The following is an 11,158-nucleotide window of genomic DNA, read 5'->3' as shown; positions in this document are numbered from 1 at the left end:
CCCTCCCCCGCAAGGGGGGAGGGAGCAGAGCGGAATGCTCAGCGGGATTATTCAGTTGCGTTGAGCACCGCTAAAACACCACGCCGATCCGCGAGCCGCGCTTCCAGGCGATGCGGCAGCGCTTCTTGGTGTTGACGTGCAGCAGCTCGAACCTGTCGGGGATATTCACCTGCCCGCCGAGATCGACGCAGGCGCCGCCGGGCGAGTAGTCGATCAGCGTGCAGGGGATCACCGGCGCGCGCGGGTCGGTGATGATCTTGGCCTGGCGGGATACCAGCCCGGACGGTTTCACGCGGGCATGTCGGCGCGGATGCATTGGCACTCTCCTCCAATTCCGCGGACGGCGCGGGTGGTCTTGAGCGGCATGATGGAAAAGAGTTGATGCGATCCGACTAAGGGCGGCCTGAGAATTTTAATGAAAAGTAGCAGCGAACGCAGAAAGCGCCGGTAGCGGGGTGGGGCCGCCTCCATCTCCGCCGTCGTCCCTGCGAACGCAGGGACCCATACCGCGTGATCTATGAGTTGTCGGCGGTGGGCGTACCGAGCGACTGGTCCGCGCCAAACGGCTCCTTGTGGTTATGGGTCCCTGCGTTCGCAGGGACGACAGCTGAACATGTGGTGCGCTCGCGCCTCCAATGACGAGCTTGCAGCGCCATTACGCCGTCACGATCTCATCAGCCTCAGCACTAGCCTCCGCATGCGGCCTCACCGGCATCGGCACGGTCACATAATCCTTCGGCAAGTTCACCGGCCGGTAGCCCGGCTCCACCGTCATCCGCTTCAGCACGCTCTCGTGCACATGCGCGCCTTCGGGGATCACGCGCGGCTCGCAATCGGGGATGTAGAAGCCCAGAAAAACCTTCCGCTCCGGCCATTCCTTGTACTTGGCGCTCTTCGGCACAAATTCGAGCACGCGCCAGGCCGCACTCATGGAATCGTGCAGCTCGCCCACCTTGCCGGTGTAGGCAGGCTCGACATATTGGAACGGCGAGTTCTTACGCTGGATGCCCCAGGCGAGCTGGTTCACGGTGCGCGGGTTGAAGTTCAGCCCGGCCTTCGCGGCTTCCTCGATCATCCAGATCAGCGGGTATTTGGACTCGCCGCTCTCGATTTCCGGATAGCCGCCGCCGACGTCGCAATGCACGCCGGCGAACCACACCTGCAAAATGTCCTGCGGCTCCTTCTTCTCGTCGGGCACGTAGCGGTTGCGCCAATATTCCTGCGGCTCCTCATACTCTTTCAGGCGGAACATGCAGCGCCGCTCGTCGATCGCGATCGCCTGCCGGAAGATTTTGACGCTGGGATTCCGCAGCGTGAAGGCGAGCTCCTCCAGGCTGAACACGAAGAAGAAATTGTCGCGCCGCGGCACGATCACGCTCGCCACCGTGTCCCAGACGCCGATGAAGTGGATGGTCGGCCAGCGCGTCGAGGTGATGCGCGCGAACTGGGCGGCGAGATCGAATTCGTCCTTCGGCAGCGGCCCGCTTTCGTCGAAGGCGACATCCTTGAGGTCCTCGATGTCGTTGCCGCGCCCGGTGCCGGAATATTGCTTGTAGGCGACGAGGCCGGACCCTGCCAGGTTCGCCTGCTCCGGCGAGATCAGGCCGATCTTGTGGATCAGCCCCGCCAGCACCCGCACGGTGTAGGCGCCGCGCGAGAAGCCGAACAGGTAGATGCGGTCGCCCGGCGCGTAATGCTCGACCAGGAAGCAATAGGCTGACAGCACGTTGTCATCGAGCCCATAGCCGGTGGCGAGCCCCAGCACCAGATTGACGTTGGCCTTGAGCCGGTGCCACGTCGAAGGCTCCGTCACCGTGCCGACGCCGGGATCGTAAAACACCATCTGCCGCGGCTTCGTCTTGTCGGTCTTGCGCAGGCAGCGATAGAGCTTCAGGACGTTCGAGATGTTCTCCGAGATCTCGTTGCCGGTGCCGTCGCAGCAGATGACGAGGTTTTTCGGCTCGGTTTTGGGTTTGTGCTGGTCGTCGTGCTCCACGGTATGCCCCTCCCGGTGATGCTACCGGGGCGAGTATAGCGAAAATGGATGGCAGCGAGGAGACGAAGTCGGCGGCGGCGGCATGGTGCCCCATTGCCCCATCATCTGTTGACATTAACCACCTGTTAACCATGTCGTCGCCTAATGTGGACGGTGGGGGTCACCATGTCGGCCCATATGACGCGACCGAAGTTGATGCCTTTTTCGGCCGATCCAGCCTTTGGTTCGCTTAACCGGCTGGCGGTTCGCGTCACGGCTGTCCTACGGAGCAAAGCCATGTTCGGGAAGGACGATCTAGTGGACAATCTCAGCCGCGATCTCGATCGTGCGCGCCTGCGCCGCGATGCACTCGCATCCGAAGCCACGACTCTCACGGCTCAGATCGCCGAAATCGAAGCCCGCCTTTCGGAAGAGAAGACCAGGCGGGAGCGTGATCGCGTCTTGGCCGAGATCGAAGCGATAAGAACGCGAATCAAACAAGCCGCCGGCGCGTTTGCACCCGTCGTCGATGGTCTCTCCAGGGCGATCGAGTCGGCCTCGGCCGTTGTGCCCGAGGCTCGCGAGCTCAACAGTTTCATCGTGTCGGTGGCGACCGAAATCGACAGCGTGCTCGATCCCCTGATGCGCGAACTGGATCAGCGCGCGGATGCGGTGCGGGCAGGGCAGGCCGTGCTGGACCTCCCGCGTTCGGCCAATGAAGCACCGCCCATAGAGCCGCCAAAAGACGGCAACGATCGCCTGCTTCGCTTCCCGGCATGGCTGTCTCGCGACAAGGAGCCGGAAAAAAGGGAAACGGCGGAGACCCCGCGCAGCACGGCAGCGTGAACGATCGGCGCGCCGCGCAGATCGGAAGCTCGCCTGCGGCTATCCTTCGAGACGCCCGCCTACGGCGGGCTCCTCAGGATGAGGTCGCGTTTCGCGGCGAGATATCAGAGCCTCGTATCACAGTGGTTCGGCACAGCCGGGGCCACAAACTCGTCATGCCCGGGCTTGTCCCGGGCATCCACGTTCTTCCTGCCGTGGGAAAGGTCGTGGATGGCCGGGACATAGGCGAGCGTAGCGACGCCGTCCTTCAGACGGCTATGCCCGGCCATGACGATGTGGGGGCATCGCGCTCGAGCGATTGCCCCGCGGTAGACAGATAACCCCCCGCGCCCGCTCAATTAGCGGAGCGGCGCAGGAAGGCCGGGATGTCGAGAAGGTCTTCGTCGGCTATATTGCGCGGAGAGGTGCGGCCGTAGGGATCGAGCGGCTGAGGCGCCGCGCGGCGCGCATATTCCGGATCGGGCCTTGCCGGTTGCACTGCGGGTCGGCCGGCCGCCGGGCGGAGCGGCGGGCTTTCCACGTGCGGAAGCGGCGCACTGCGCTGCTCGATGCGATCGGCGATGCGGCGGCTGTCGTCGCGCAGCCTGCCGGCGAGCTGCGTGAGTGCGGTTTCCACCGGCGCCGCCAGCTGCGCCGGGTCGACATTGTCGATCCCGGTCGCCACCACCGAGACGCGGACGATGCCTTCGAGGCTTTCGTCGAACGATGCGCCGACGATGATGTTGGCGTCCGGGTCGGCCTCGTCGCGAATCCGCGTCGCGGCTTCGTCGACCTCGTACAGCATGAGATCCTTGCCGCCGGTGATGGAGATGATGAGGCCACTGGCGCGCTTGATCGAGGGGTTCTCGATCAACGGATTGGAAATGGCGGCCACGGCGGCCGCGAGCACGCGTTTCTCGCCGGAAGCCTCGCCCCGTCCCATCATGGCCTTGCCCTTCTCCCGCATCACGGAGAGAACGTCGGCAAAATCGAGGTTGATCAGGCCTTCCTTGACGATGAGGTCGCTGATGCAGGCCACGCCCGAATAGAGCACCTGGTCGGCGAGGGCAAAGGCATCGGCGAATGTGGTCTTTGCGCTGGCCACCCGGAACAGGTTCTGGTTCGGGATGATCAGCAGGGTGTCGACCGTCTTCAGCAGTTCCTCGATGCCGGCTTCGGCAAAGCGCATGCGGCGCTGGCCCTCGAAATAGAATGGCTTGGTGACCACGCCGATCGTGAGGATGCCGAGCTCGCGCGCAGTCCTGGCGATGATGGGGGCGGCCCCGGTGCCGGTGCCGCCGCCCATGCCGGCCGTCACGAACACCATGTGCGCGCCGGTCAACTGATCGCGGATCGTATCGATGACCTCCTCGGCTGCAGCGCGCCCCAATTCGGGTTGCGAGCCGGCGCCGAGGCCTGCGGTCACCTGTGTGCCCAGCTGGATCAGGCGCGGCGCCTTCGACATGGCAAGCGCCTGTGCGTCGGTATTGGCGACGACGAAGTCGACCCCCTGCAGCCCGGACGTGATCATGTTGTTGACGGCATTGCCGCCGGCGCCGCCCACTCCGAACACGACAATGCGCGCCTTCATCTCGTGAATATCGGTCATGCCAGTCATTCTGTCCTCGCGATTGCTCCGGCAGGCCGGGATGGAGAAGGGTTCGAGTGCTATCTGCGAGCCGCGCGGTCTGCGCCCACGATGGCCGCGGCCAGATGTCCCAATCGACGCGCGGCTTGTCCGGCGGTCGCGCCGCCAGCCTGGCGACCGGTCCGTAAGTCCGCCACTTCGTCTTCCAGTCGTGCCGCCCACGCATTGGCTGCCGCCGTCTCGGCGGCCGCCTGCAGCAGCTCGACGGCCAGGCGATCGGCACGCTCGCGCTCGCGCTCGAAAACTAACCTGGCGCCGGCTGCGAGGGCTTCGAGCCGCGCGATCTCCGCCTTGAATGCCTCGATCTTGAAGGCCTCGACCTTGCAGGCCTCGATCTCAGCCATGGGGGCAGCGATGGGGGCTGCCTTGCGGCCAATTCGCGGGCGGGGCGTGTAGCGGAGCTCGGAGAGATCAACGCTCACCAGGGCCTTGCCGTCCTCCGCCCGCGAGCGCGGCAAACGGCGACGTCTCGCCAGGGCACGAGCGGCCTCGCGCGAGATATTGAGCCGGGCACTGAGATCGGCATACGTCAACAACGCAACGCACATCGGCGCTTCTCCTGGAGCAAACCGGGAAGGCATTTCGAGCTAATGATGGCTGGACGATTGCCGCAGGCTAGGCTGCGTTGGTTAACGGACGGTTAACGCGCGCGGGGCGCTTGCGCCGGGCGTGTGCGCCAGACCGACCAGCGCGAACCTCAATTCACCCGCCTGGGCGGCCGCTTCGAAGCCCGCGCGGGACGCAAGTATCAGGCGACGGAGTTCGAGGGCATCCCGCATGGGATCGTGCTGCGGAGTATCGATTCTCTGGAGTAGGGGAGGGAGGGAACAACGTCTCGTCGTCAATCCTCGCTCTTGGTTACAAGAAGCAGTTGTACACCCAACACCCATAGTTCGAGACCCAGAGCGGCTCCAATGGCGTCCTCTGGACTTCGCCCTTCCGCTTTCAACCGACGAAGGCGTTCACTTCTCTCTGCTCGGCGGCGATCCTCGGGTGAGCGACCGTTACCCTGATTAGGGTTTAACGAATGAAAGAATAACCTCGCGGCGCATTCTTCCATCCATGGAATCTGCTGTATGTTTCGATGCCGGGGGAGGAAGATAACGTCTGTTTGCGGGAAGCGCGCGTGCACGTCGTCGTTCCATCTGCAGGCCGGACCGCTCCGCCACGGCGGCAACAATCTTAGCGTTGGGGATGAATGTCCCTCGGACAGTATTCTCTCCGACAACGTATACGGCCTTACCGCCCGCCGCTAAAACGCGTGAACATTCCCGTATAGATCGCATCATGTCGTCGACGTAATGCGCAAGGATCGCCTCCTGCCGATTGGCAAGCTTAGGAGACAAGCGTAGTTCGGAGATGATTTTCTTTACCTCTCCATTGTCGCGCGCGGACTGATCGCTGCACTCAGTTCCGACGCTTTCAGAGCGAATATTCCCAAGCTCGCCGACAGTATATCCCATCCAGACTAGCGAGAACTTACTACAACGCATGTAGTCAATTGCATTGAGGTAAGGCGGAGAAGTTAGGACGAGATCGATCGTGCCGCTCGCCAAAGGAAGCTTTCGGGCATCACCCAGTAGTGCTCGAGACACAGGGCCGCGACCGGATTGGTCCCGGGAAATGCAGTTCTTCAATACGAGTTCGACCGCCGAGAGAAATTTGTTGAACGGCTTTATAGGTGCATGCACAAACGCCTTGTGCGGACGGCTGTGTGACAGGTCCATCGCCAATGATGCGCCAGCCTGCTTCGTTATTATAAGGCGCGAGAAGGCGCACCATAGTGCATCGCTCACGCAATCATCTTCGAGTCCATCGATGGCCTCGGCGAGCGTGGTCAACTGCCGCCGAGCATAGTCGTCGAACCAATACCTGACGAATTGACGGGTCTGTGTGTCAGCATTCGCGGGATAGGCGTCTCCCGCAGTGCAGGTTGAAAATCTCATTCTGGCACGTTCTAAGACGCGCGATGCCGCGAGCCTGACTTGGGACGCGTCGATTGTTGTTGTCCACACTCGGGCCAAGAGAACCGCGAGTGGATCGATGTCTATGCCGATGGCCGAATGGCCCCTCGCACGAGCCATTGCCAGAACGGTCCCCGAGCCCATCATCGGGTCCAATACGCGAATTTTTTCTGGCTCGTTCGACAAGATGTCGAGAGCGATGCCAGGAGCCATCCGAGCGGGGAATGGGTGTACAGGATCCCGGCCAAGCGCCTGTTGTATAGTCTTTGTGAAAGCTTTGCTCATGCTACGAATTCGCGCGGAAGCGAGGTGGAGATGTTAATGGGAGTCGTACAGCTGAGAAACAACAGAGAACAATCAGCCAGTAGCATAGCGCTCGCGCACGCGCGTCTTGAGAGTGTCGGGAATTGTACCTATTCCCCTTGAGACTTTGTATCCCAGCTCGCCCCGATTGCCGGCGATCTCGTACTGAGTGCGAGGCGGTCTCGCGATGCTGACCCAGGCGTTCTCGCTTTCCTGAAAGCTGACGATATTGTGCAGGTCGGCAAATGAGAGCGTTACAAGACCATCAGTGCCGCACACGAAGACCATAAAGGAGTCCGGAAATTTGTGTTCCAGATCCAAAAGGTCGGCAGCCTGTTCGATTGTAAATGTGAATCGCCAGGGCGACATCCGCTTGGATGAATGCTTCATGTAGACGCCAACACGTCCATTCATGACGAAGGCGTTGATTCGACCCTCTCGGACAAATGGACGAAAGGAAACGGATAGGGAGTAGTCATTCTCGACGACGAGTTGTCGGAGGACGACGCCTTGGTAAAATTCGTAATCATCCAGCATTTTTGACATTCTTCAGAAAAGTGATGTTGCCATTGAATTTATAGATCAGCCGCGCCTTGCCCTTTGCGTTATAGAAAATCTTGAAGTGATGCACGGCGTCGGGAAATTCACGTTTGACTTGACCGAAAAGTCCTTTGGTGCGCTCGATCTTGTTCTTATCAGCATCTTTCATGTTCTCAATCGTACTCGATTGATGCAGCGCAATCGATGAAGTCCCGTTCGGGAGTATTCGTTGCACGTATCTGATCAAATAGTCTGGCAGCGCATCATTGCCGATCTTCTCCTGCAGCCGCCTCAGGCTGTTGATGGGATCATTAGAGCCGTATAGCAGCTTCTCAATGTCGGGCGAGTAGTCAAAAATCGGAAATGACATCTCTCCCTTGTCGAGAAGCACATTCGCTTTGTCGATGCTGCTCGACGCAACTGCCGCGATTCGCTGGTCAGCCAGCCAAACGGGAGAACCCTTCTTGGTCTTGATGGCCTCAAGCGCGAGCTTGTGGAAAGCGAAGCAGCGTTGCCAGTCGAGACACAGCTGCTCGGGTATGGTCAGTTCAAAGTATGGAAGGTGCTTCTTACGCGATCCAAACATCCGGGCGCGCTGTATATAGGTATCTTGCTGTATTTTGTGCTTTGAATCCCGGGTGAAGAACATGGAAAGAAGGTTGTCGAATGTGACGCCTCTCGAAACGATGTTGCCGCCTATGATGAATGTAAACATGGCGGCTGGTGAAGTGGCGGACTTGAAGTCGACGTTCTTGTCCCGCTCGCTGTTCATTATGATCGTGCTGGTCTGATCACAATTCTTCACGATATATGCGAGGATGCTGCTTGCCTGTTCTTGGCCATACAGCTTGTTCGCTATTTTGCCTATCTCGTGTGTGTAGGACTCAAATTTCTTCGAATGAGTGTCCGAGAGGGCGTTCATCACCTCGTCAATTGGCTTCTTGTCTGACTTGTGGTCGAGCTTCTTTCCGCTCGTGTGAATGAGCATCGAGAAATTCTCGTCGGACTTCGCCGCCAAGCTGAGCGCTGCGACTCTTACCAGAAACCGGAAGATCGCTTCGCGCAGATACTTCGGGCTGTCATCCGTGTCTGGAAGGGTGTGCAACGAAAATTGCACATCGGTGTCCAGGGGAAAGAAGACGTCTTGGCCAGTGTAGGCCTCATGTGGCGGAAAATTGACCCACTTTTCGTTATCGTTGTCGAACGTATTGTTTAGGTCCAATCGCGCAGGAGTTGCCGTAACGCCAATATAGATGCCGTCGTGGCTGATTAGCTTCTTGATAAGAGCATTTATGCTGGTGACATCGCCCTTATTGATGAGCGCATTTGGCGTCGCAAAATCAGCTTCATCGTCAATGATGACCTTGTCGCCGATGCGCTCCAACTTCTGATTCAGCTTCGTCAGATCGCTCGCGTTCTTCTTGCAAAAGATGACATGGTATCCGGCGGACAGAGAGTATTCAGGATCGATCACATCTGAGAAGTTGCGAGCTGCCGGCGACAGCTTTGAACGCTGAAAGCGCTCTAGGTTTTGTTGAAGCAGCTGAACGCTGTCATTCAACAAGTGGACAACGATGCGGTGTCCGTCATCCAGAAGTTTGGCGGTGAGACAGATCATCATTTCTGTCTTGCCGCTCTGAGGCTCCCCGTAGATGACGAACGACGTGGTGCCACTCTCAAGCGTATCGCAAGCGCTTGAGACCGCCGCTTCGATGCACGACGTTTGCTTGCCGAGCGTCTTCAGTCGATCTAGCTGCGTTTTATATCTATCTCGCTGCTGCGCGATAGCCCGCAGCTGGCTGACACTGAGCCCCAACCCACTTGCCCCCTAGTTGAATTATCATTTTCCACGATCATAGCGGGCAATGAAGTCAGGGCAAGATAGGCTGAGGCATAATTAGGTCGGCCACCACAACAAAAACGGCCGGATCTTTCGATCCGGCCGCGACGCAAAACTCTACTGGCTAAGACTACGCCACGCGACGCAACTTAGCCCCCGCCCGATTTCAAAATTGGATTAGCTGGCCTTCTTCGCCGGCGCGGCCGTCGGGCCGACCTTCTTCTGGATGGCGCGCTTCAGCTCGAGGGCGCGCGGCGACAGGACGTCGGCCTTGGCCTTGAGCAGGAAGGGGTCGAGGCCGCCATTGTGGTCGACGCTCTTGACCGCGTTGGTGGAGACGCGCAGGCGCACGTTGCGGCCGAGCGCTTCGCTGATGAACGTCACGTTGACGAGGTTCGGCAGGAAGCGGCGCTTGGTCTTGATGTTGGAGTGGCTGACCTTGTGGCCGACGAGGGGGCCCTTGGCCGTCAGTTCGCAGCGGCGAGACATGGTAGAAATCCTCTTCTGTCCCCCAAACGATTTGCGGCCGCCATTCTGGGCGCCACGGGGGCTAATTCTGTGTCCTTGCAGGGAGCGGGCGGACGTATAGGGGGGAAGGGACGGGACGTCAAGGTTTTGGGCGGGGATTCATGCTCCGCGGCATCCCCCACAACAGGCGTCATCGCCCGGCTTGACCGGGCGATCCAGTACTCCGCGGCGGAGCGGCTGGAGCCGAGGGGCTACGGCGTACTGGATGCCCCCGTCAAGCCGGGGCATGACGGCGGAAAGGGCGGGGCGAGGTGCGCGTCCCTGACACACCCCCGATCACCAAAACGGCAATGATTGAAGTGCCTTACCATCACATAAAGGGCGTATTCGCACCCGAAGTATCAAATGGAGTTCCGCAAGCCTCCGCGCCCGGACACATTGTTTGCCGCGGTTTTTGGCTTAAGTAACAACCGTTCGCGCCCCGATTGGATTGTTCGTGCTCACATCCCCCCGACTTTGGCTCCAAGGCTTGGTCAGTCAGCGCTCAGCCAGACCGCGCTCCGCCGGCCGGCTGGCTTTCGCAGCCCTTTGCGGGCTGGTCGTGGCGTGGGGGGCGGAGCCCGTGGCGGCGCAGGGCAAGCTCGAGGCGCAGTATGAGGCGACGCTGGCGGGCATTCCCGTCGGCAAGGGCGCCTGGAACATCGACATCGGGGACGACGTGTTCGCAGCCGCAGCCTCCGGCGGCACCACGGGGCTGCTGAAATCCTTTGCGGGCGGGTCCGGCACCGGCGCCTCGCAAGGTAGGGTGGTCAACGGCGCGCTGGTCGCGACCGGCTACCAGGCCTCCACCACCACCTCGAAGAAGACCGAAGAGATCCGCATCACGCTCGACAAGGGCAATGTGAAGGAGTTCGGCATCGTGCCGGAGCCGCCTGTCGATGCCGACCGCATCGTCGTCACCGATGCGCATCGCCGCGGCGTCTGGGACCCGATGACGGCCTCGCTGCTGCGCGTGCCCGGCACCGGCGACCCCGTGACGCCCGACGCCTGCCACAACGCCGCGCCGGTGTTCGACGGCCGCATGCGCTACGAGCTGAAACTCGATTTCAAGCGCATGGAGAGCGTGAAGGCGGAGAAGGGCTACAGGGGCCCGGTCGTGGTCTGCGCGCTCTATTTCGTGCCCGTGGCGGGCTACATCCCCGATCGTCCCGTGATCAAATATCTCGCCGCCCAGCGCAACATCGAGATCGCCTTCGCCCCCATCGCGGGCACGCGCATCCTGGTCCCGTTCTGGCTGAAAGTGCCGACGCCGCTCGGCCCGGCCATGCTGGAAGCGACCAGCTTCATCACGTCAGCCCAGCCGCCAAAGGTCGCCAAGACGCAGTAGGGCTTTAGCCGCAGCCGTGCACTCCCCCTCAGCCCGTCATCCTGAGGTGGCCGCCTCTTCGGCGGCCCTCGAAGGACGACAGCCCGGCTGTTCCCGCAGGGAATATCCGTGCGTGCCGCCACATCCGGGCCGTCCATCCTTCGAGGCTCCCGGCGCGCGACGCGGTCTTTCCGTCATCCTGAGGTGCGAGTGGCGCGATGCGCAGCAT

At 60.8% G+C, this 11,158-nt stretch carries 11 protein-coding genes; 2 read left to right on the top strand and 9 right to left on the bottom strand.

Going from position 1 to position 11,158, the window contains the following annotated elements; genetic code table 11:
• Window positions 1-70 precede the first annotated feature (70 nt).
• Together AC0L3X_RS45410 and AC0L3X_RS45405 are read right to left on the bottom strand one after the other, a co-directional pair.
• Entirely contained in the window at window positions 71-316 is a 246-nt protein-coding gene (locus AC0L3X_RS45410) for a PilZ domain-containing protein (protein WP_028149457.1), read from the bottom strand.
• A gap of 339 nt (window positions 317-655) precedes the next feature.
• Complete coding sequence (locus AC0L3X_RS45405; RefSeq protein WP_354131644.1) at window positions 656-1,996, bottom strand: DUF2235 domain-containing protein; 1,341 nt, start codon at window positions 1,994-1,996, stop codon at window positions 656-658.
• Window positions 1,997-2,272: 276 nt separating this feature from the next.
• Here AC0L3X_RS45405 and AC0L3X_RS45400 point away from each other — a divergent pair, with 276 nt between their 5' ends.
• Window positions 2,273-2,821 (top strand): nucleotide exchange factor GrpE, encoded by a 549-nt coding sequence (locus AC0L3X_RS45400; RefSeq protein ID WP_225005617.1) that lies wholly within the window; start codon window positions 2,273-2,275, stop codon window positions 2,819-2,821.
• Window positions 2,822-3,155: 334 nt separating this feature from the next.
• Here the strand turns inward: AC0L3X_RS45400 and ftsZ are convergent, their stop codons facing one another.
• The 6 genes from ftsZ to rpmB form a co-directional block, all read right to left on the bottom strand.
• Entirely contained in the window at window positions 3,156-4,409 is a 1,254-nt protein-coding gene (gene ftsZ / locus AC0L3X_RS45395; protein WP_259259696.1) for a cell division protein FtsZ, read from the bottom strand.
• A gap of 59 nt (window positions 4,410-4,468) precedes the next feature.
• Complete coding sequence (locus tag AC0L3X_RS45390) at window positions 4,469-4,996, bottom strand: hypothetical protein (RefSeq protein WP_354131643.1); 528 nt, start codon at window positions 4,994-4,996, stop codon at window positions 4,469-4,471.
• Window positions 4,997-5,461: 465 nt separating this feature from the next.
• Window positions 5,462-6,697, bottom strand: coding sequence for a hypothetical protein (locus AC0L3X_RS45385; protein WP_354131642.1), 1,236 nt, complete (start codon window positions 6,695-6,697; stop codon window positions 5,462-5,464).
• Between the two features lie 72 nt (window positions 6,698-6,769).
• A complete protein-coding gene (locus AC0L3X_RS45380) occupies window positions 6,770-7,252 on the bottom strand; it encodes a hypothetical protein (protein WP_071908460.1) in 483 nt (160 codons plus the stop codon).
• On the bottom strand, window positions 7,242-9,071 hold the full coding sequence (locus tag AC0L3X_RS45375; protein ID WP_473317514.1) for a Z1 domain-containing protein: 1,830 nt from the start codon (window positions 9,069-9,071) through the stop codon (window positions 7,242-7,244). Before AC0L3X_RS45375 ends, AC0L3X_RS45380 begins: the two co-directional genes overlap by 11 nt.
• 201 nt (window positions 9,072-9,272) lie before the next feature.
• On the bottom strand, window positions 9,273-9,584 hold the full coding sequence (rpmB, locus tag AC0L3X_RS45370; protein WP_063980641.1) for a 50S ribosomal protein L28: 312 nt from the start codon (window positions 9,582-9,584) through the stop codon (window positions 9,273-9,275).
• A 508-nt stretch (window positions 9,585-10,092) separates the two neighbouring features.
• Here rpmB and AC0L3X_RS45365 point away from each other — a divergent pair.
• Complete coding sequence (locus tag AC0L3X_RS45365; RefSeq protein ID WP_354131640.1) at window positions 10,093-10,950, top strand: DUF3108 domain-containing protein; 858 nt, start codon at window positions 10,093-10,095, stop codon at window positions 10,948-10,950.
• A gap of 28 nt (window positions 10,951-10,978) precedes the next feature.
• On the opposite strand, the gene AC0L3X_RS45360 is transcribed toward AC0L3X_RS45365, so the two are convergent.
• The coding region (locus AC0L3X_RS45360) for a hypothetical protein (RefSeq protein WP_473317513.1) at window positions 10,979-11,158 on the bottom strand (180 nt) is incomplete at its 5' end.

This window comes from Bradyrhizobium sp. MI1.7, from assembly GCF_055811795.1.
Note: the sequence above shows the minus strand (reverse complement) of the source record. Positions and strands in the feature narration are given on the sequence as shown.

Coding starts and splice junctions, on each gene's coding strand:
- rpmB (WP_063980641.1), bottom strand. CDS start 9,584: ATGTCTCGCCGCTGCGAACTGACGGCCAAGGGCCCCCTCGTCGGCCAC.
- ftsZ (WP_259259696.1), bottom strand. CDS start 4,409: ATGACCGATATTCACGAGATGAAGGCGCGCATTGTCGTGTTCGGAGTG.
- AC0L3X_RS45400 (WP_225005617.1), top strand. CDS start 2,273: ATGTTCGGGAAGGACGATCTAGTGGACAATCTCAGCCGCGATCTCGAT.
- AC0L3X_RS45410 (WP_028149457.1), bottom strand. CDS start 316: ATGCATCCGCGCCGACATGCCCGCGTGAAACCGTCCGGGCTGGTATCC.
- AC0L3X_RS45385 (WP_354131642.1), bottom strand. CDS start 6,697: ATGAGCAAAGCTTTCACAAAGACTATACAACAGGCGCTTGGCCGGGAT.
- AC0L3X_RS45380 (WP_071908460.1), bottom strand. CDS start 7,252: ATGCTGGATGATTACGAATTTTACCAAGGCGTCGTCCTCCGACAACTC.
- AC0L3X_RS45390 (WP_354131643.1), bottom strand. CDS start 4,996: ATGTGCGTTGCGTTGTTGACGTATGCCGATCTCAGTGCCCGGCTCAAT.